The sequence below is a fragment of the Pirellulales bacterium genome (assembly GCA_035546535.1).
Taxonomy (GTDB): domain Bacteria; phylum Planctomycetota; class Planctomycetia; order Pirellulales; family JACPPG01; genus JACPPG01.
The window spans coordinates 68131-89701 of record DASZWQ010000040.1; the positions used below are offsets into that span (position 1 = coordinate 68131).

Genomic DNA, 21571 nt, shown 5'->3' on the forward strand with positions numbered 1-21571 from the left:
AGTACGAATACTAGCCCGAAGCGCCAGCGAGGGATCGTATTGATCCTTGGCGAGATTATGACGATCGCTTGCGCCTTGATTGGAAATCGCGCACGTAGAGAATCGCCGCCTCGAGCGAATCTTCGTCATTGATAACTCGGCAGCTTCCGCGCTCTGACCACCACTTTTGCCGCCGCGAGGTCGAATCGCTTTGTTCACCGACATGCGCTTTGAGAGCGCGCGTACACCATGCTTTAAGCTCATTCCGGACCATCTTTGCAGCAAGAGGCGCGCTCAGCACCACGTGAACATGATTTGACCGACAGTTTACAGCGTGTAGCAGCCATTCTCGCATCTGGCAATGATCCGCGACTGTCGCTTCAACGATGTGGCGCTGTGCGACGCTAAGAAGGCATATTGAATCGCTCATGCGTCCCTTTGAGGACTTTCGGAGCGACGCATTGGGCGTCTGCAATCCACGCTCTCTTTTCACCCAACCGCGCTCGTCACCCGGAAGCCACGTGCCGTACGTGGTCCATGTCAAGAAATAGGCAAGCGGTTCGGGTAGAATTGGGTCTCCGATTCGTGACATTGCCGGAAGCCCCTTCTTGCATGGCCGAAACGAGCTCTTCCCTCGCTGGCGCTTCGGGCTAGTGTGTTGACGATTCTCTCGACCGCAGGGCCTCGAGTTGGCACTCACGCCAGCAATTCGCGTACGACGCGGCCGTGGACGTCGGTCAGGCGGTAGTCGCGGCCGCTGTGGCGGTAGGTAAGCCGCTCGTGATCGAGCCCCATCAGGTGCAGAATCGTGGCGTGGAAGTCATGCACGTGTACGGGATCCTCGGCCACGCGCACGCCGTATTCGTCGGTGGCGCCATGGACGATGCCCGGCTTCACACCGGCGCCGGCCAGCCAGGAGCTGAAAGCCCAGTTGTGATGCTCACGTCCCTTGGCGTCGGCCGAGTTGTTGAACGGCGTGCGGCCGAACTCCGTGGTCCACACGATTAACGTTTCGTCCAGTAGACCACGTGCTTTGAGATCCTTGAGCAGGCCTGCGATGGGCCGGTCGACGTTTTTCGCCAATTTGGCGTGATCCATCATGTCGCCGTGCGAATCCCAGTTGCCGCTCGATCCGGTGTCGATCAGCTCGACAAAGCGCACGCCTCGTTCGACCAGCCGGCGCGCCACCAGACATTGCCAGGCGTATCCCTTCGTGCTGCCCGGCTCGAGGCCGTAGAGGGCGTGCGTGGCCGCGGTTTCTTGCGAAAGATCGAACGCATCGGGCACGGCGACCTGCATGCCGAAGGCGGTTTCGAACGATTTGATCCGTGCCGAAAGTGCGGCATCGTCACCGCGCGCGGCCAAATGGCGACGATTCAGTTTTGCAAGAGCGGCGAGCTCTTGTTCCTGTTCGTTCAAGGGAACGCGACGCGCGACGTTCGCCACTGGCTCATCGCCCGGCACGACCAAAGTTCCCTGATGAGCGCCGGGCAGGAAGTCGCTGGCATAAACTTGAGAGCCGGCATAGGTCTGGGCCGGCGCGATGGCGACAAACGAGGGCAGGTTGCGATTCTCGGTCCCTAGTCCATAGCTGATCCACGAGCCAATGCTGGGCCTCGCAAAGGCGAACGAACCGGTGTGCATGCCCAGCGTGGCGTTGTAATGGTTCGAGTGGTCGGTGTGCATCGAACGCACGAGCGCGATATCGTCCACACATTCCGCGATGTGCGGGAACAGTGTGCTGACCTCGGTGCCTGACCGGCCGTGGGGACTGAATTCCCACTGGGGGCGCTTCAGATAAATGTGCTCGTAGCCCGGGCGGTTCTCGATCTCGGGATGGTCCAGCTTGACCTCGCAGCCGACGTCGGTGTGCAGCTTCGGCTTGGGATCGAAGGTGTCGACATGCGAAACACCGCCGGTCATGAACAAGAAAATGACATGCTTCGCCTTGGCCGGAAAATGGGCCGGCCGGGGCGCGAGCGGATCGGCGGTAGCCGAGCGCGCGGCATCCTCGGCCAACAATTCGTGCAGCAAGCCCGGCATCAATAGCGAGCCGCCGACGAACGAGCGGAGCAGGTCGCGGCGCGAGCAGCCACAATGGGACGATTCAGCCTTGCGTGTGCCGCGCGCGTTTTGGTTCATCGCGTGATCCCCGTCTCAGTCGACGTAGAGCAGTTCGTTGCTGGAAAAGAGCACGCGGGAGAGGGCGGCCCAGCCGTTTGAACCGGCTGGGGCAGCGCTTACTAGCGCGATCGCCTCGGCCCGCTCGTCGTCTTGCGGCAAACGCCCGAACAGTTGTCGATACGCGAAGTCAACACGGTCGGCGTTATTGCCGGGCGTCGCGGTCACGCGTGCGGCGAACTTTGCGGCCCGCTCGTGCAAAAACGGATCGTTCAAGAAAAACAAGGCCTGGGTCGGTACCGTCGTAACGTCGCGCAGCGGAGTACTGGCGTTCGGATCGGCGCCGTCGAACAGGGCGAAGAACCGCGCGCGGCGATTGCGCTTTTGCATCATGTACACGCTCCGCTTCATCGTGTCGTATTCCGCGGCGAAGGGGCCGTGTTGCGTGAACGACCAGCTCGACTCAGGCGGAAACGGATGCGCTTCGCCCGGCGTGCGATCCAACTCGCCCGTCGCGGCCAATAGCGTATCACGCAGCTCTTCGGCCGTGAGCCTTCGACGCGCGAAGCCCACGTATAAGTCGTCCGCTGCGCCGAGGGCCGCTTGCTGATAGGCGGCGCTTGTGACCATCAAGCGATCGATCGCGCGCACGCTCCATCCGCTCTTCACGAATTGTTGAGCCAGGTAATCGAGCAGCTCAGGATGCGTAGGTGGCGCGCCGCGCGTGCCGAAATCGTTCGGCGTTTTCGCAAGACCGCGCCCAAAGTGCCATTGCCACAGGCGATTGACCATCACGCGGGCCGTGAGCGGGTTGGCCGGATTCGTGAGCCAGTCGGCCAAGTCACGGCGGCCGCTACCCTGTGTGACGTGCTGCCCACCGAGGAAATCAGGAAACTTGCGCGGCACCTCGTCGCCAAGGTCCTTGGGCTCGCCACGTTTCTGAATGCGCGCATTTTGCGACTCCCCTTCGCACACGGCGTAAGCGCGGGGAATCTGGCGGTCGCGTTCCACGAGCGCATCACGTTGCTTAACGGCCGTGGCGAGTTGGCCGGTGGTTGCGCCAAGCTCCGCAAAAGCATCCGCTAGTCCCGCATCGGCAAAGTGCGTGACCTGCCAGCCGACGCCATCGCCTCCGCGGTGGGCGTCGGACACGCGGCCGCGAATGGCGATGGCGCCATCGACCGGCGAAAGCCACGCGAGCGCCACGGCTCCTTGCGGCCCGGGATGCATGAAAAACTGGCGCGGCGGCAAAGTCGTCCACACTTTCACCGGATCATGCGACACGTTCGCGAACACCGACGGCGTGTCGCCGCGACGCCAGCCACGCAGCTCGGCGTGACCGTCGATCGAGGCGAGGCTTTCCGAAAGAAACTGCGGAGCATCGTGAGCGTCGAGAAAGCACCAGGTCGGTGCATCGCTGTCGCGTCCGGCGTGCGGATTGGAAACCGACAAATCGTCGAGCAGATCCGCGACGCACCAGCGCCGCCGTTCACCTGCCAGTTCGATGATTTCGAACTCGATGCCCGTGCTGTCGGCGCCATGGTTGCCGCGCGGAGAGATGGCCAGTTGAATAACTTCACCGCGCCGCACGGCGACGTTTTCCAGCGGCGTTTGCGCGCCTTGGGCCACGTCGGCCGACTGACCGTCGTCGATTTCCTGCGCCGACAGCATGTGGGCCGACGCGGCCAGTGACGCCTTTAATCGCGTCGATTGGGCGTCTTGTTGTTCGGTCAATCGCTTGACCTCGGCCCGGGCTTCCGGAATCTTCTCGGCAGAAGCCTGCACGATCCGCTCATATTCCGCCGGCGAAACCAGCAGCACCAGGTCGCGTGGGAGCTGCTTCGGCTCGCAGCCGGGATACGCGAATCTGGTGCTGGCGAAGATCCCATACAGGCCGTAGTAGTCGCGCGTCGTGAGCGGATCGTATTTGTGATCGTGGCAGCGGCAACAGCCGATCGACAGCCCCAACACCGACTTGCCCATGGTGTCGAGCGTGTCTTCAAGTGTTAAATGCATGTCCTTTTCGATGTCGTGACCGAAGCGACGTGCGATGGCCAGATAGCCCGTTGCGGTCACGCGATCGGCATAGGCCTCGGCCGGGCCATCGAGCGCCAGCAGATCTCCGGCGATTTGCTCGCGGATGAACTCGTCGTAGGACAGGTCGCGGGCGAACGCGCCGATGACCCAGTTGCGATAGCGCCAGGCGTGCGGCAGCGGATGGTCGGAGTTTTCGCCAGCCGTGTCTGCGTAGCGCACCACGTCGAGCCAGTGACGCCCCCATTGCTCGCCGTGCGCGGGCGCGGCAAGCAGGCGGTCGACCAGGAGTTGGTATGCGTCGGGGCGATTATCCAGCTCGAACGCGGCTACCTCTTCCGGGGTCGGCGGTAACCCGGTCAAATCGTAGGTCAGCCGCCGAATGAGCGTGCGCCGATCGGCCCGCGGCAACGGCGATTTACCAGTGGTTTCCATCCGGGCGAGCAAAAAACGATCGATTTCATTGCGCGGCCAGGTGGTATTCTGCACCGCGGGAACATCGCGTTCGCGTACCGGCTCGAACGCCCAATGCTTGCTCGTTTCAAAGCGGACCGGCTGTTCGGGCCAGGGGGCGCCGGCCGCGATCCACGACGTGACATCGGCGACCTGGTCCGCCCGTAGTTCCTTGTCCGGCGGCATGGCCGAAACATCGTCGTCGCGCCGGATCGCCTTCAGCAGCAGACTCTCTTCCGGCCGGCCGGGCACAATGGCCGCGCCCGAGTCGCCGCCGGCGAGCAATGCGGCGCGCGAATTCACGCGCAGCCCACCCGCCACTTTTTGATCGCCATGACAGCGGAAGCAGGTGCCGGCCAGGATGGGATGGATCTTCTCTTCAAAGAGGCGCAGGCCGGCGTTCCTGGCAGTATCTTCAGCGCGCGCCACAGCGCCGACCAGCAACAATGCCACAATAAGCGTGATCCGTCGTAGGCGCACACGCATGCTTACACCTCGGCGAGCGGCTCGGTAGCATCTCCGAAACGATCCGTGGGCAGGCCAACCTTGTCGAGCATGGACATGTACAGCCGGCACAACTGGCGATTCGACTGCCCCGCGTAATCGAGTGTCCGGCCGGTGCGAATCTTGCCGCCGCCGCGACCGACCATCACGACCGGCAGGCGCGAGTTGTCATGTCCCCCGGTCATCATGCTCGAGCAGAACATGATCATCGAGTTGTCGAGCGCCGTGCGCTCGCCTTCCTGGATGCCGTCGAGCTTGCGCGCGATGTAGGCCAACTGCTCGACGAAGAACCGGTTCACCTTCAACCAATCATCCGAATCGGTGTGCGATAGCAAGTGATGAATCATGTAATCGACGTTCAGGTTCGGGAACCGGAGCGACGAATGGTCGTTGTTCAGTTTCAGCGTCGTGACGCGCGTCGTGTCGGTCTGGAAGGCGAGCACCAGGATGTCGCACATCAGCCGCATATGCTCGCCGATATCCTGCGGCAGGCCGTCGGCCGGGCGGGGAATGTTCGGCTTATCGAGCGTGGGTCGCCAGCCCTGCAACTGACCAGCCTGGCCGGCACTTTCGATCCGCTGCTCGACTTCGCGGACGCTGTCGAGGTATTCGTCGAGTTTGCGCTGGTCCGAGGTGCTGATCGTGCGGCGCAGATCTTTGGCGTCCGCCAGCACGGCGTCCAGCACGCTTTCGTCACCGCGCACGACCTCGTCCTTGAACAACCGATCGAAAGCCAGCGCCGGATACAGCTCGAGCGGCGTGGGCGTCGTCGGCGACGACCACGAGATGTGCGAGCTATAGAGCATCGAGTAGTTCTTGTGTACTGACGAGTTCGACTTCTCGCAGCCCAACACCAGGCTCGGCAGCTTGGTCGCCCGGGCGTTGCGCTGCGCGATGACCTGGTCGACACTGGTGCCGGAGTGGATTTCTCCGCCGGAAGCTAACGGCGCGCCTGACAGGAGGTTGCCGGTCTGCGAGCTGTGGATGTTCCCCTTCGTCGCCTGCTCGTTGTACAGGCCATTGATGAAGAGCATTTTTTCGCGAACGTCGTACAGCGGGTCGAGCACCTTGCCCAACTGCATGTCGCGCCCCTCCCCCTTGGCCCACCACTCCTTGGAGTGAAAGCCATTGCCGCAGAAGAGTACCGCCAGGCGAACGGGCGGCTCCTGGTTCTGCGCGGCCGGACCGGCATCCTCCGCCCAGGCCGGCAGAGACTCGAACCACGGCAAAGCCATTGTCACGCCGAGACCGCGTAACACCGAACGACGCGTGAGACGGAAGTCTTGCATGGGGGACACCTGATGTATGTTGTTGAGCGTGTTGTTCCAGGCGAAGTGCGCCGAGCGAGCCCGGCGGCTAAATGAGGACGGCGTTCGTCAAATGTCGAGAATTACTGTTTTTGAATCACTGTGCGGTGCCCGTGGCGGTTTCCTCGGTAATGTCGACGGTGCCCGCCGCACGATGGTAGCGGAACTGTTGACTGCGCACGACCACTTCGACCGCGGCCGAGAATCGGTAATCGCGCTGGGCTAGTTGCAAGAGCATCTCGTCAACCAAGGGCTGGTCCGAAAGCTGCACGCCGCGGCCCAACGCATAGCCTAGCAGCTTGCGGCAAAAGAATCGCAGGTACTGGTCCTTGCGTTGCGCTTTCAAATAGTCGCGCAAGCCGGCCAGGCCGTCGACGCGCGTGCCATCCGGCAGGTCGGCCGAGGCATCGATCGGTCGGTCGCCTAGATCTTTCTCCCGTTTGCGGCCGATGGCGTCGTATCCCTCGAGCGCGAAGCCAAACGGATCAAGCTTGGCATGGCATACCGCACACTGGGCGGCGCTCCGATGTTTTTCCACGAGTTGCCGCACCGTTAATCCGTCGGTGGCCGTTTCATCCTCGGGCAGCAGCGGCACGTTCTTTGGCGGCTTCGGCAGCTTCTCGCCCAGGATCATTTCCAACAGCCAGTTGCCGCGCAAGATAGGGCTAGTGCGCGACGCGCCGGAATGTTTCGCCAGCGTGGTGCTCAGGCCGAGGATGCCGCCACGGCCGTATTGACGTACGCCGTCGACCCGCCGCCACTCGGGCCCCGTGACGCCGGGAATGCCGTAAAACTGGGCGAGGTTTTGATTCAGGAACGTATGATCCGCGTCGAGGACCTCGAGGAGGGAGCCGTCCCGTTGGAACAGATCGGCGAAGAAACGCACCGTTTCCTCGTACATGTCGCCGCGCAGCGTGGCGAATTCCGGGAAATGCTGCTCGCTTTTTTCGTCGAGCTTGTCGAAATCGTGTACGTCCAGCCAATGGCAGGCGAACTCGGTGGCCAGGCTGCGTACCCGGCCGTCCGCCAGCATGCGCCGCGCTTCGGCCACTAAGATATCGACGTCCTGCAATTCACCAGCCGCCGCGCGAGTCCGTAGCGCCGCATCGGGACCGGTCGACCAGAGGAAATAGCTCAAGCGGCTGGCCATTTCCCAGTTCGAAACAGGCTGCGCTTCGCTTCCCGGCCCGGCCTGTTCGACGCGGTACAGGAACGCCGGGGCCACAAAAATCCGCGCCAGCACCAGGTGAAACGCTTCGTCGTGCGATAGCTCCTCGCTGCGCAGTTTGCGATACAGCCCTCGCAACTCTTCCGCTTCTTCGGCCACGAGCGGACGACGATAAGCCAAGGCGGCGAAATCGACCAATTGATCGAGCTGCTTCGGTTCGCAGGCCAACAGCCGCTCGCGGAACGCTGCCACGCCATCGGCGATAGGCTGGCGGTACGGTTCGAACAGCTTGGGATCGCTGTCTTGCGTGGCGTATTCCATCAACTGATCGAAAGCATCCTGCAGCTTCAGAGGATCCTGGCTGACGAAACGCAATTCGTCCCACAGCGTGTCGAGCCGTGCGTGCTCGGCGTCGTCGAGCATCAGGCGGCACAGCGGGTCGTCATCCCGATGCAACAATTGCAAGGTGACGACCTCGTCCACCGGCACGATACGGGGATACGCCACGGCGGGCGGAAACAGCCGGCGAATGTCGGCCAGCGCCGCCGTCACGCGGGCCCGGGCCTGGCTGGCTTCGCAAGTCACGATCGGCGCGCCGGCGATCAGGGTATCGAGCGATTCGGGCGCCGCGGTCGCGGCACGCGGTTGAATGCTCCCCTCGGCACCCAGCGCGGGATCGAGCGTTGCGGTCACCACGAATTCGCAGCCGGCGACCAGTTCGGCAGGCGCCCGCACGGTCAATAGCGAGGGCGCTTGCACGATCAGCGCGCTGGGAGCCGCCGCGCTACCGTCCGGATTCTTGCCAAACAATGCGGGATCGACACCCCAGCGCGGAGCGCCGGCTTCGCTCGCCGGCGGCGGTACGACCAGCGCGTCGGCCGGCTGCGCTCGGGCGGCGCTGGCAATCATGCCCATTACCGGTCCCAGCAAGGACGTCGCCTGGTGATAGAGTAACTTATCGGGTTCGTCGCCCGGACCGGGGCGCGGGCCGGCGAGCAGCTTCGCGACCTCGGCGGAAAGCTGCTCTTTTTGCGCGGGCTCCTTGGCGTCGCGCCAGCGGGCCAACACCGAATCAGCCGGAATCAGCGGCGCCAACGGCACGTCGCCCGTCGCCGGCTCGGTATAGAAGTGCCAAACGTCTTTGTTGCCGAAGCGGTCGGCGTGCGGATTGCCGGCCAGCACGTCGGGCGAAATATCGGGCGCGAGTTGCCACGTGCGATCCGAACCGTCGGTGGTCTTGATTGTCAAGTCGATCTCGGTCAAATCGCAGGCGTGATTTGCGTCGCGCGGACCGATCGCCAGTGAAACCAGATCGCCTGGGCGAATATTGACATTCTCGAACGGACCGGCGATCGGCTCCTTTTGCTGGTCGCTCGTACCGCTGGCCAGGCGGCGGCGCCAAAAGCCGCGCCGCAAATCGAGCGACCAGGTGATGCCATTGCCGCATGCCGTGTGCGCCCGCATGACATGCGCGCTGATCTCGACCGTGGCCGCGAAAGGGCTGAGCCAGCCGGCGACGATTTGCTGCGTCGGTGACGGATGCACCGTGACCGCGTGCGGTCGGGAGAGACCGGGAATGTGCGCCTCCTGATCCGAAGAATTGGCGACCAGGTTCGGCGTTTCGTTGGTGCCCCAGCCTTGCACGAAGTTGTAGCCGCCGGAGTTGACGATCTTCGCTGTCAGATGATTTTCGACGACGACCGCTCCCTGTGGTACGGTCCCCAGATAGTTGAGCCAACCGGCCAGGGCCTGCGGATCGAGTTGCCGCTCGGCGGCGAGCGCCGCGACGTCGACATTGTCGCCTTTTTCCTGCGCGGCGACACAGGCCGAGAGATAACGCTCGGTGGCGTCAAAAACCTCCTGCCGCCGGGCGAGCAGGTATTCGCTTTGCCGGCGCAGATCCTTAAGGGCGAGCGGAGCGCGACCGCCTCCTTCGAAGCGTGCGTCCTGCCAAACGACAACATCACCCATGGGCCCGTCGCCAGCGTCATTGGCCGAGACGTAGAGGATGACTTCCTCGGCATCGCCCGCCGGCGGCATTTTTAAACGCAACTCTTGCGCGGCCACCACCGGATCGACCGGTGCATGCCACGGCTTGAAGTGCCCAACGGTATTCGTCTTCCAAAGCGACGATTGCCAAGGCCGGATCATGGCGAGCAGAGCCGGCACATCCTCAGATTTGGCCGATTGCCAGCGCTTGCGCAGCGTGTCCAGCACGCTGCCCGGATAGTTGGCGATGGTCTGCGCCGTGTTGTCGTCGTCCGAGGTGGGATCGGTGCCCGTGGTGAACAGAGTCCACAGGATGCCGAGATACTTGGGGCTTAGTTTGCGCTCGGTGGCCACGGCGACGACCGTTTTCGCGCCACTCCGCAGCGCGTCGCGTTCGGCAATCGTGGCCTCGAAATAAGCTTCGAGCGGCACACGGCCGTCGCTGTCACCATATTTGCCGTAGATACCGCGGATGCCGGCGAGCAGCTCGTCGATCCAGTCCCCTTTATTCGCGGCGGACGAAAAGCGAAAGCCATCTGGGACCAAGAGCGCGTGCGACGCGATCCCCTTGGCGGCGTCGAGATACTTCGTCAAGAGCGACGGCGACATCACCAGGGCATCGCCGATGTTCGTAAAGCCTTCGCCGGCCGCGCCGTCAACCGGAAATTCTTCCGCCGGCGAAAGTGGTACGCCCGTCAGGTCACGCACGGTGTTGGTGTATTCGACGTTATTCAGTCGGCGCATGACGACGCGTCCCGGATCGCCGGCTGAAGCGTGGGCTTCGGCGTGCAGATAGCGCTCGACCCACCCACGAAGTTGTTTGCGCTCGTCAGGCGTCGGCTGCGTGGCGTCCTTCGGCGGCATTTCGCCGTTGTCGAGCATCTCGGCGACCTTTTGCCACACGCGCGGCTGGCGGCGCACATCCGCCAGGGCGGCGAATCGCTCCAGGTCCAGCTCGCCCGCTGGATCGGCCGTGGCGTGACACTCGGTGCAAAAGCGCTTTAGTATCCCGTGGGTTTGATCGCGATATTCGCCGGCTAAACGGTCGAAGTCGCCATCGTCGGCGCGCGCTGTGGCGGTGGCACCGAGCAGAGCGAGGCACACGGCCACGATCAAGCCGGTGCGCGCAAAGCCGCGCCGGTGCGGTTCGACCGAGAAACGATGGACGTTCTCTTGGCGGAAGGCGGGACGATAACTCATCATGCGATGCTCATCCGACGTTGGTGACTGGCGATGTGCTCTTCCATTTCCTTGCAGGCGGCTTCGAGCTTGCCGGCACGTAAGAGCTCGATCAGCCGTTGATGGCCATCGATGGCGCTTTTCCACTCGGCCCGCTTGACGCTTTCACGAAACCGCTGGAAAAAAACGGCCAACAGATCGTTGAACGGTAAAAGCGGGGACAAGCCGCTCGATTCGACCAGCCGGCGGTGAAAGGCGATATCAAGCTCGACCCAACGGGCCAGGTCGCGCTCGCGGCGCAATTGCTCGACGATTTCCGCCAGGCCCTCGTAGACCGCCGGATCTTCCTGCATGCGCCGCATGACGTACGGCAGCACGCCGGTCTCGATCAAGATGCGGGTTTGAATCAGCTGCAGCGCCGGCGCTTCCTGCAGCGCCGGATGAAACCCCAGGTACGAGGTGACACGATCGAGATCGACTGTGCCGACGGTTAGCCCCACACCCGGCTTCGACGTGACGATGCCCAGAAACTCAAGGGCCTTGGTGGCCTCGCGCAGGCTCAAGCGGCTCACGCCCAACTGTTCGGCCAGCGCCGTTTCGGTTGGCAGCCGGTCGCCAGGTTTGAGACGCTCGCTCGTGATGTAGCTGGTCAGGTGATCCGCGACGACGTCACGGATCTTGCGCTTGGGGAGGGCTTCGAGCATCGAGGGCAGGCTCCAGGCGGGGGCAGCCTGTGTGGGGCTGCGAGGAAACCAGCCATTAGATTATCTGATAAACGGGCCGTGTCAAACTCGTCGGTCGCGCACGAAAAGCCTCGCGGCAAATAGGGATTTGTCCGACGTATTCCTTCAATTTCATCCCAGAGCATGCCTATTCGCCTGCGGCGAAAAGGCACGGCACACCCCAGATGGCTGACGGCTATTCGCCTTTCACCGGCAGCTCGAAGCAGGCCATTTCTTCGTCGTTACGGACCAGTAGGCGGCCGTGCGCGATGGCCGGATGGTTCCAGGTTTTGCCGTCGATGGCGTGAATCCGCGCCAGTTCTTCGTGTTTTTCGGGATTCGCGGCGACCAGCACCACGTCGCCCGTCTCGGTGAGCACCAGCAACGCGCGCTGGTCAGCGAGCAATAGAAGCTGGCCGTGACCGTATCGACCTTCGCGGCCGGCCCGCCAAAGTCGCTTGCCGGTTTCCGCATCGACGGCGCAGAAGACGCTGCCGTCGAAGCCGTAGACGACTCCGTCGCAAACGACGAAGTCGTTGTAGGCCGGCTTCATGCCGCGCGAGGCATATCGTTGCTCCGCGGACCAGGTGGAGTTCGTATTCGTCAGGTCGAGCCGCACGAGTCCCAGATCCTCGGAACCGACCAGCACGCCCGATTCGCCGATCAAGCGCGGTTGGACGGCGCGCCAGATGCCGTTGGCCGCAGCGTCATGCTGCCAGAGCACGTCGCCGGTCGTTGGCTCGAGCGCAACGAGACCGACGTCGCTCAGGAACAGGATTTGATCCTTACCGCCGACGTTGATCGACTGGGCCGAGGCATAGCTCACCGGCCCGGCCGCGGCACTCCACGCGCGATCTCCATTTTCGGCGCGATAGGCCAGGATTCCTTGCTTCTCGGGCGCGCCGGCGTAGACGACAACCATGCCGTCGATCACGAGGGGCGAACTGGAAAAGCCCCAGATCGGCAATGGAGCGGCTGAATCGGTAACGATGTTGCGCGACCAATCGACGGCGCCGGTGGCCGCATCGAGGCAATTCAAAATGCCCGTCGCCCCTAGGGTGTAAAGCTTGCCGTCGACAAACGTCGGTGTCGCGCGTGGGCCAGCGCCCGCCTGACCATCCCAGAAGCGGGCGACGTCTTCGTGGGCCCATAGTTCGCGCCCGGTGTCGAGATCGAGACAGACCACGGCCTCGTTCTCGCCGCGCTGTTCCTGTGTGTAGAGCCGTTGGCCGAGAATGGCGAAGGACGACCAGGCCGGGCCCACGCGCTGTTTCCACAGCAGCTTTGGCGCGTGCTGTTCCCAGTCTGCGTCGACCGTAATGCCGGTCACGACGCCATCGTGGGTCGGTCCGCGCAGGCCCGGCCAATCGCCCGGCGCAAGCACGACGCTCTCGACGGATTCCGGCGAGGCCGCACCTTCAGTCGCCTGGGCCGATTTCGCCGCGCGCTCGGCCAGGTACAGGTCCTCGGCCTTGGGCGCCCAGCGCCAATGAACGGCAGCTTGCAGGTCGCCCGTCAAACCGTCCATGCGCAGTAGCGCAACGGCACCCCAACTGAAAGCCAGCGCCGCGACCAGACCGATGGTACGCGCTCGCGGCGAGACCACACTGCCGACAACTAACCATAGAGTCCACATGGTAAATGCGGCGGGCAGGCCAAAGATCAAAACGCCGATGGTGCCCAGCGTCTTTTGCGAGACGGCGATCGCTATGACGGCGCCGCCGACCAGCGCCGCCAGCCCCCACCAGCGCTCGGGGCGAGTGATTTTCTTGCTCACGCACCACCAGATGACGAAGGCCAGCGTCAGAACGACCGTGGCGATCACGCTGCTGAAGAACTGCGCAAAGATCGGCGCCTCGAGCATCGATGGGATCATGTACACGATCCAGAACATCCCGACCAGCAGCACCGCGGGCCACATTTGCACCGGGCGGCGGACGCTGTTAGCGGCTAGGGCAGAATCGGGTGCAGAGCCCGAGGCGACCGATGGCGAAGCAAAGGACATGTGGCGACCTCCTACCTGCCTCCCGATGAGATGATCACGATTCTAGCTATTCGCTTGAGCGGCGCTGATCTTGGGACGAAATCGGCGGCGCATTTGTGACAGGACGCAGACTTTTTGGCGTCGGAGAGACGATTCGGGAATTGCCAAGCTGAGGTTGGCGGCCGCGACGTCGTGTCCCTGCCTCCCACCCGAGGGGGCGGACTCCACCACCTGCGGAGCTTACTCGGTCGCGCGTGCGGCGACGGGATCTCGCTCGCGAACCATGCGCAGCGCCTCTTCGAAATAGCCTTGCAAAAGGCGAAAGCGGCGCTCGTCCCCGCCGCGATCCGGGTGCAGCTTTTTGATCTTACGGCGGTAAGACTGCGTTAACTCTTGTTCCGAGCAGGGCCAATCCAGACCGAACACGGCAATGCAGCGCGGGACTTTCGCGCGGGCCCACTCGGGCGTCCCCATATCACGATAGACGATCGTCGACAGGACCCTACGCAGCGAGCGCAAATAGCGACGGAAGTCCACGTAAGCGAAAACATATCCGAGGATCGGTAGCGCGATTGCCACGCACAAAAATGCTGCAAGCGCGATGGCATCCAAGGAATCGGGCCAGGTGTGGGATGGCGCGTCGAGGGGCATTTCGGGCGGGTTCAGGTCGCTGAGCAGGTTGGACACAAACGAGAGCTTCGCCGGGCCCAATTTTATTTGAGGACCGATTCCCTTGGCAATGACAGTATTAGGGGGAGGGCGAGGCGGAATACTCGCGCGTTGCAATTACGACGAAGGAGGGACGGCGGCCGATGGACGGCCGGCATGATTTGCGAAGCTTTTCACTAATGCTCGTATTGGACCTTGTCGCCGTCGGTAATTTCTCGGACGCCGTCGACAACGATCCTTTCGCCGACGCGAAGGCCTTCCTTGACCACGAATATGTCATCCATTTCGTTTTGGTAAGTAAACGCTCGCTGGCGGGCGACGTCGTCCTTATCGACGACGTAGACATATCGCTTCCCAAGAACCTCGAAGGTCGCCCGTTGAGGAATCACGACCGCATTATCTTCTTCTTGGCTGATCAGTATCGTGCCGGCCTGACCGTGACGCAGCAGTTTATCGGGATTCGCAAAATCGGCGCGGAAGGGGATCTGGCCGGTTTCGACGTTGAAATTGGCGGGGATCGCGCCGAGCTTGCCTGGCTGATTGAACTTCTTGCCGTCGGCCAGCAAGAGTTCGATCTTCCAGTGATCAGGGCTTTGATCCAGGCCCGCGGACTTGTATTCCAGGTAACGAACTTCAGGGACGTTGAAATAGACCCACATCGTGCTGTTATCGGCTAAAGTCGTGATCGGCTCGCCCTGCTTGATCAGGCTTCCCTGCTGGTGCCGCAGGCGGTCGACCATGCCGTCAAAGCGCGCCGTCACCGAGATCACTCTGTCGCCTTCGGCGCTGGGCTTCGCGCCCTCGGCCACGGGTCTGAGCTGGAACAACAAATCTCCGCGTTGCACCGTCTGCCCCTCTTTGATGGGGACCGCGACGACATACCCTGCGACTGGTGCGCGAACCTCGATCCGGTGATGCGAGCGGATCTGTGCGACGTACGGCTGTGTGAGGGTAACGGCCTGCGACTGCACGGTGGCAACCGTAACCTTCGCCGCGTCCGGCGCCGGCCCTTCGGTCTTCGCCGTGCAGGCCGGCAGGACAAGCGAGAACCATAGCAGGATGAGCAAATCGACCCGTGAGGCTTTCATGGCATCTCCGCTTGCCGCGTGCCCCGAGCAGTACTCCCGCTAAGTGTGCCTCAAGATGTCGTCACGGAATTGAGTGTAGCCAGTCCCAGAATCGAATACCACGCGAGTTCCGGAGGCTCGGATTCTCGGCGGCTGGACACCAGCGCAGCGACGCCGAAATCTTTGCATCCTGGCTTCAATTCGGTTAGGCTATTGAGGTTAGTACCTGCCACGCCTGTGCTGGGCGTTCTGACCGACGCAAACTCCGGTCACCCGCAATTATTTCCACGCCCGAACATCGAACAACCAGGAGATTCGCCGTGAGCGAAAGTCCCTCGAACGGTCTGTCACGTCGCGAGTTATTGAAGACCACGGGGCGCGTCGCCGCCGCCACAGGATTGGCCGGCATGATCGTGCCGAAGGTGTACGCTGCCGAAAGCAACACGATTCAAGTGGCGCTGGTCGGCTGCGGTGGCCGTGGCACAGGCGCGGCAGTGAATGCATTGTCGACCAAGAGCGGGCCCACCAAGCTCGTGGCCATGGCTGACGTCTTTCCGAAGAAGCTGGCCGGCAGCTATGACGCTATCAAGGCCCAATTTGCCGAAACGCCTGACAAGATCGACGTCGCGGACGATCGCAAGTTCATCAGCTTCGACGGCTACAAGCAAGCCATGGACTGCCTGAACCCGGGCGACGTGGTGATCATGGCGACGCCGCCTGGCTTCCGCTGGGTTCATTTCAATTACGCGATCGACAAGGGCCTGAACGTTTTCATGGAGAAGCCGACCACGGTCGACGGCCCCACGACGCGCAAGATGTTCGAGCTGGCCGACAAGTCGGTGGCGAAGAACCTGAAGGTCGGCGTCGGCCTGATGTGCCGGCACTGCGAAGCGCGCCAGGAACTGTACAACCGCATCAAGAACGACGAGATCGGCGACATCATCCTGATGCGAGCCTACCGCGCCGCGGGTCCCACGGCCCACGCTTTCGCGCCACGAAAGCCGGCTGACTTCTCCAGCGAGCTCTTGTATCAGATCCAGGAATTCCACGCGTTCTTGTGGGCCAGCGGCGGTGCCTTCAGCGACTTCCTGATTCACAACATCGACGAATGCTGCTGGATGAAGGACGCCTGGCCGGTTGAAGCCAAGGGTTTCGGCGGGCGCCACTACCGCGGCGACTACGTCGATCAGAACTTCGACACCTACACGACCGAGTACACTTTTGCCGACGGCTCGAAGCTGATGCTCGAAGGGCGCACCGTCGAAGGCTGCTATCCGGAATTCGCCAGCTACGCCCACGGCTCGAAGGGATCGGCCGTGATCTCGACCGCCGGACATTCGCCGGCGCGGTGCCGCATTTATCGCGGCCAGAAGATGGATAGCAACGATCTCGCCTGGCGCTGCAAGAGGGACGAGCCGAATCCCTATCAGCTCGAGTGGGATCACTTGATGCAGGCGATTCGCGAGGACAAGCCGTACAACGAGTGCCGCCGGGGTGCCGAGGCGAGCCTGGTCACGTCGATGGGACGTGTGGCCTGCCACACCGGCCAGGTCGTGACGTACGATCAGATGCTTGCGCACGATCACGAGTTCGCGCCCGACATCGACAAGCTGACGATGGACTCGCCGGCGCCGCTGCAGGCAGGGTCGGACGGCAAGTACCCCGTGCCGCAGCCCGGTTTGAACAAAACGCGCGAGTACTAGTCGCGCACTTGGGGACCGAATTGCAATTTGCGGACCTGGCTGCCGCGTGTGGCCAGGTCCTTTTCTTGCGCCGCGCTCCGGGATTTAAACGCTTGCGGTTGGGGCGCGGTTGCGTTGCGCAGCGCTTTCGCGCGCCGTGCTGGCCGCGGCCAGGATGCGAAACAGCTCGTCGGGCTGCAACGGCTTCGAGATATGGCCGTCCATGCCGGCCTGCCGGCAGCGCTCTTCAAAGCCTTTGTACGCGTGTGCCGTGAGCGCGATGATCGGTGTGTGCCGGCCGGTTGTCGCTTCGCGCTCGCGAATGGTGGTCGTGGCGGTGAGCCCGTCGATATCGTGCATTTCCACGTCCATCAGAATGACGTCGTATGCCTCGCGCTCCCAGGCCTCGATCGCCTCACGGCCTGAGCTGGCTTTGGTGACGGTATGTCCAAACAGCTCCAGCAAGCCAGCCGCAACCTCCTGATTGACGGGGCTGTCGTCGGCAATGAGCACGCGCAGCGTCTGGCCGCCCGCGTCGAAGGTTTTCGACGGGTTGTCATCCGAACGCCCGTGGTCGGAGTCCAGCACGGCGCGGAGGGCCGACACGAATTCGCGACGTTTGACCGGCTTGGACAGGCACTGGCAAACGTCGACATTCCGACATTCTTCCGCGAAATCGTCATGACCTGCCGGCGCAAGCAATAGGATCCGCGGCAGCGGCAGCAGGGCACGGCTTTGCAGCGAGCGAATCCACGCAAGCGAGGTCTCCGTGGTGGCCGCCATATCGATGACGATTGCATCGGGGCGACCTTCCTCGTCAGCGCTGTCGAGCCACGGGTAGCTTGTGCCCGACATTGGCTGCCCCGGATCGATCGTCTCGACGACCAGGCCCAAGCCGGAAAGCATCTGGCCATAGGCGAGCGCGGCGTGCGGATTGGCAGTGGCCAAGAGTGCTCGCATGCCGGCGGTGGGCCGCCACGCCGCTACGTCTGAAGTCGGAATCCTGCGCGGCTTGTCCGCCGTTTGTAGCGTGACATTGAAGTGGAAGGTGCTGCCGTGGGTACCATCACTTTCGACCCAAATACGTCCGCCCATCAGCGTCACTAGCTGCGACGAGATGGCCAGGCCGAGTCCGGTGCCGCCGAAACGGCGCGTCATCGAGCTGTCGCTCTGACGAAATGCTTCGAAGATGCACTCCTGCTTCTCCGCCGGAATGCCGATGCCGCTGTCCTGGACGGCGACGTGCAGCGTAACGGCGTCGTGCGACTGTTCGGTAGTTTCCACGTGGACGAAGACATCGCCGTGCTCGGTGAACTTAATGGCATTTCCCACCAGGTTCATGATCACCTGGCGCAAGCGGCCGGGATCGCCGAGCAAGGCCTCGGGCACATTATCGGCCACGTGGCAGGTAAGCTCGAGACCTTTCCGCGACGCCGTCACGGCCAACAGTCGGGCCGCGTCCTCGACGACGTCGCGCACCGAAATCGCGATGCATTCCAGGTCGAGGCGGCCGGCTTCGATCTTCGAAAAATCAAGAATGTCATTGAGCAATGTCAACAGGGCGCGGGCCGAGTCCTTGACGATCGTCAGGTTATTGCGCTGTTGCGAGCTGAGCGTCGTATTCAGAGTCAGTTCGGTCATGCCGATGACGCCGTTCATGGGCGTGCGGATTTCGTGGCTCATGGCGGCCAGGAAGCGGCTCTTGGCCTGATTGGCGGCTTCGGCCGCGTGCTTGGCGACCGTCAGCTCGCTCTGCGCTTCGAGCAGCTCATTGGCCACGCGTTCCAGTTCCAGATTCGAGCGGGCCAACTCTTGCGAACGCGCTTCGACGGCGGCGGTGCGCTCGACGACGCGCTGTTCCAGGCTGGCATTCAGAGCTTGCAACTGCGTAAAGCCTTCGGCGTTCTCCAGCGCGGCTCCGGCGATCGTGGCGATATAGTCGGCCAACCGTTCTTCGTCGGGGCCGAACAGGCCGCGCACATGCTCGTGCGTGACATACAAACAGGCAACGGCCATTCCGCGAACATAGAGGGGCGTGCACAGGGCCGAGCGTTCGCCACCGGCAACGGCGCTGTCGACGTTGCGCTCGCCGCGCTCCTCGACGAAGGCGATGGCTCTTCGTACGCGCAGCGCTTCGTGCAGCCGCGCCGTGTTGCAAGCACCCGGGACGCTGCCGGCCACGGCTTCGAAATGGATGTTGCCCGCAGCGCCCACGATTTCCAGCACCACGCAATGTTCCGCGCGCAGCAACCGGAGCGCGGCCGCGCGGGCTTCCTCTTGTATCCGATCGGGCGACAAGGCCGACGCAATCCGGCGTCCCCAATCCAGCACGGCATCGAAACGGTCGGCTAGCGACAAGGTCGGCGGGGGAGCGATGGCGCCGTCTCCCTGCGGCGTGGAAAACCCGTTCAAGTCCGCCAGGATTCGCTGCGCCTCGGCCTTATCGGCGGCGGCGTCGAGCATCCTCATTTCCTCGCCGAGTTCGCCTCGCGCCAAGAGTGACTGGGCATATTCAAACCGCGCCCCTTGTTTGTGCGCCACGGCGAGACTCTTGTTCAGCGAGCGCAGGGCGCGGCGCATCGACCCGCGCATGGCCTGGATCAAGCCCAACTCGCGCAGCGCATGGGGCAAGTCGTTCTTGCACAGCCAACAGGCGCGGACCGCGCGGCGCGCCGCCTTTTCGGCGCGGCGCAACAGCGCCTCGCGACGGCCGGGCGTTTGATCGCGCACCGCGACCGCTTGCTGCCGCAAGACCGTCGCCAGCCAGGGGAGAAAGGGCAGGGTATAGGCGTTGCGCACGCCGGCGGTATAAGCCACATCGATCGCTTCTTCGAGCAGATCTTCGGCTTCGTCGAGGTGGCCCGAGCTGAGCACCTGCAGCGCATGAGCAAAGAGCACCTGGGCTTTGCCTTGCACGTCGTGCCGCGGCCGCTCCAGCTCTTCCTCGAGCACGTTTTCGGGCACGGCCCCGGCAGCGCGGACCCACAGGTCGAGGTTGATGCCGGAGGCCTGTTCGTCGCCAAGTTCGATGCCGGAGCGATAGTTGAGCTGGGCTTCTTCGAGCGCCCCGCGCAGATCACCCAGGCGGTACAGTGAAGCCGCGATCTGATAGCGCGCGATGTGGCATTGCCAGTAATCGCCCGTTCGTTCCAGCAGGCGAATGGCTTCGCGGCATTTTTCGATGCACTCGGCAAACCGCGAATCGGCGTAGGCCACGACCCCGTCGTAATGCAACGATTGCCCCTGCCCGGACAAGTCTCCAAAACCGCGACGGATTTCCAGCGACTTTTGCGCGTAATTGTGAGCGCGGCTCAAATAACCAACCAGGGTCAGTCCTGGAGCGTGCTCGGCGTACGCCTGCGCCAGCTCCGGCGTTGGCAGATAGCGCTCCGCCAGATTCATATTGCGCAAGTGCGCCCACATCACGTGCGTCAGGCTACGGCAGTACCAGCAACCATGGGCCAGATTGGAAAGGAGTGTGAGCACCAGCCGCTCGGTTTCGTCGGGCAGGCGCCGCAGGCGATTCACCAGCACGCGCGGCAGGCCGGTGTGCAAGAGCTGCACCGCGCCCTCGAACAAGACTTGCGCGACCAGCACCGTGAAACGTCGCGGCACGAATCGGCCCAGTTCACGCAAGCCCGCCTCGAACGATTCGATAGCGCCTTCCATATCGCCGCGGATGAAAGCCAACTCACCGAGCTTGTTGCGGATTTGCGCTTTGGCAAAGCTTCCTTCGGCGACCGTCGCCGCGGCGGCCAACTGCCAGCCAGCCTCTTCATACCGTCCGCGCAGCATCAGCACGCTGCCCAACTCTTCGGCCACGCGATAGCGAACGCTTGCCTCGGCGGTCACGGCGCCGCGCGCGGCGATGCCGTACTGCTGCTCGGCGACTTCCAGGGCGTACTGGGCGCGCGCTTGGCCAGCGGCCTTCAGGGCGTAGGGCAATGCCGCAGCGGAATCGCCAGCTTCGTCGAAGTGGTAGGCAATCTCTGCCGACCGATCGTTGTAACGCTGCTGCAGGTACGCGGCAGCCCGGCTATGAAGCGTGCGGCGATCACGAACGACTTCTGTCTCCAGGAGGGCGGTGCGGATTTTGTCGTGGACGAACACGCAACGTGAGCCGTCCGGACGCACCCAAACCAAGCGTCGTTGGCGCGCGATGTCCAAGGCTACAATCGATTGCGCCGCGGTCAGGTCGCTGAGATCGGCGGCAATATCCAGCTCGAATTCCTTGCCCAGCACCGCCCCGGTTGCCAGCAGTTGGCGCGTATCCTCGGGCAGCATCTGCAATCGCCGGGCCAAGAACGATGCGGCGGCGCTCGACGATTGCACGTCGTCGACGGCCAGCGACTCGACGCGCCAGCCTGCCGGCTCGCGCACCAGCGCCCCCGATTCGACCAGCCCGCGCAGCACGGCCGAAGCCATGAAAGGACTGCCATCGGCCAGGCGGGTAATGGCCTGCACGACTTCTTCCGGCAGAGGACCCGCCATCGATTCGACCAACTGTCGAATCTCGGGCGCGGCGAAAGGGGACAACCGCATGTGCAAGTCAGGCTCGACGCGGCGCAGCAGATGATTTTCAGGCACCTCTTCGGTGCGGAAGGCAACGACGAGCATGACATGACTTGCGATGGCATCGTCGCTACGCTGGGTTTGCCAACGGCGAATCAGCCGGTACGTCAGCTCGTCGGCCCATTGGCAGTCGTCTAGCAC

Annotated in this window: 11 protein-coding genes; 1 reads left to right on the forward strand and 10 read right to left on the reverse strand. The window is 63.1% G+C overall.

Going from position 1 to position 21571, the window contains the following annotated elements; all coding sequences use genetic code 11:
* Positions 1–55: 55 nt before the first annotated feature.
* The 9 genes from VHD36_05200 to VHD36_05240 all read right to left on the reverse strand — a co-directional run bounded on the left by VHD36_05200 (position 56) and on the right by VHD36_05240 (position 15197).
* The gene (locus VHD36_05200) at positions 56–571 is read right to left on the reverse strand and encodes a transposase (GenBank protein ID HVU86693.1); all 516 of its coding nucleotides are present in this window, start codon (positions 569–571) and stop codon (positions 56–58) included.
* A gap of 104 nt (positions 572–675) precedes the next feature.
* A complete protein-coding gene (locus tag VHD36_05205; GenBank protein ID HVU86694.1) occupies positions 676–2121 on the reverse strand; it encodes a DUF1501 domain-containing protein in 1446 nt (481 codons plus the stop codon).
* Between the two features lie 15 nt (positions 2122–2136).
* Complete coding sequence (locus VHD36_05210; GenBank protein HVU86695.1) at positions 2137–5073, reverse strand: PSD1 and planctomycete cytochrome C domain-containing protein; 2937 nt, start codon at positions 5071–5073, stop codon at positions 2137–2139.
* Positions 5074–5075: 2 nt separating this feature from the next.
* Entirely contained in the window at positions 5076–6380 is a 1305-nt protein-coding gene (locus VHD36_05215) for a DUF1552 domain-containing protein (protein HVU86696.1), read from the reverse strand.
* Between the two features lie 115 nt (positions 6381–6495).
* Positions 6496–10758, reverse strand: a complete 4263-nt coding sequence (locus tag VHD36_05220) for a DUF1592 domain-containing protein (protein ID HVU86697.1) — start codon at positions 10756–10758, stop codon at positions 6496–6498.
* Positions 10755–11438 carry an FCD domain-containing protein gene (locus tag VHD36_05225; GenBank protein HVU86698.1) on the reverse strand — a complete coding sequence of 228 codons (684 nt, stop codon included), beginning with the start codon at positions 11436–11438 and terminating at the stop codon, positions 10755–10757. Before VHD36_05225 ends, VHD36_05220 begins: the two co-directional genes overlap by 4 nt.
* Positions 11439–11652: 214 nt before the next feature.
* Positions 11653–13461 carry a PQQ-binding-like beta-propeller repeat protein gene (locus VHD36_05230; GenBank protein HVU86699.1) on the reverse strand — a complete coding sequence of 603 codons (1809 nt, stop codon included), beginning with the start codon at positions 13459–13461 and terminating at the stop codon, positions 11653–11655.
* Positions 13462–13680: 219 nt separating this feature from the next.
* Positions 13681–14127, reverse strand: coding sequence for a J domain-containing protein (locus tag VHD36_05235; protein HVU86700.1), 447 nt, complete (start codon positions 14125–14127; stop codon positions 13681–13683).
* Between the two features lie 158 nt (positions 14128–14285).
* Entirely contained in the window at positions 14286–15197 is a 912-nt protein-coding gene (locus VHD36_05240; GenBank protein HVU86701.1) for an efflux RND transporter periplasmic adaptor subunit, read from the reverse strand.
* A gap of 299 nt (positions 15198–15496) precedes the next feature.
* Here VHD36_05240 and VHD36_05245 point away from each other — a divergent pair, with 299 nt between their 5' ends.
* Positions 15497–16879 (forward strand): Gfo/Idh/MocA family oxidoreductase, encoded by a 1383-nt coding sequence (locus VHD36_05245; GenBank protein ID HVU86702.1) that lies wholly within the window; start codon positions 15497–15499, stop codon positions 16877–16879.
* Between the two features lie 84 nt (positions 16880–16963).
* On the opposite strand, the gene VHD36_05250 is transcribed toward VHD36_05245, so the two are convergent.
* On the reverse strand, positions 16964–21571 hold a 4608-nt coding region (locus VHD36_05250; protein ID HVU86703.1), incomplete at its 5' end, for a response regulator.

Coding starts and splice junctions, on each gene's coding strand:
- VHD36_05215 (HVU86696.1), bottom strand. CDS start 6,380: ATGCAAGACTTCCGTCTCACGCGTCGTTCGGTGTTACGCGGTCTCGGC.
- VHD36_05220 (HVU86697.1), bottom strand. CDS start 10,758: ATGATGAGTTATCGTCCCGCCTTCCGCCAAGAGAACGTCCATCGTTTC.
- VHD36_05210 (HVU86695.1), bottom strand. CDS start 5,073: ATGCGTGTGCGCCTACGACGGATCACGCTTATTGTGGCATTGTTGCTG.
- VHD36_05205 (HVU86694.1), bottom strand. CDS start 2,121: ATGAACCAAAACGCGCGCGGCACACGCAAGGCTGAATCGTCCCATTGT.
- VHD36_05225 (HVU86698.1), bottom strand. CDS start 11,438: ATGCTCGAAGCCCTCCCCAAGCGCAAGATCCGTGACGTCGTCGCGGAT.
- VHD36_05200 (HVU86693.1), bottom strand. CDS start 571: ATGTCACGAATCGGAGACCCAATTCTACCCGAACCGCTTGCCTATTTC.
- VHD36_05240 (HVU86701.1), bottom strand. CDS start 15,197: ATGAAAGCCTCACGGGTCGATTTGCTCATCCTGCTATGGTTCTCGCTT.
- VHD36_05230 (HVU86699.1), bottom strand. CDS start 13,461: ATGTCCTTTGCTTCGCCATCGGTCGCCTCGGGCTCTGCACCCGATTCT.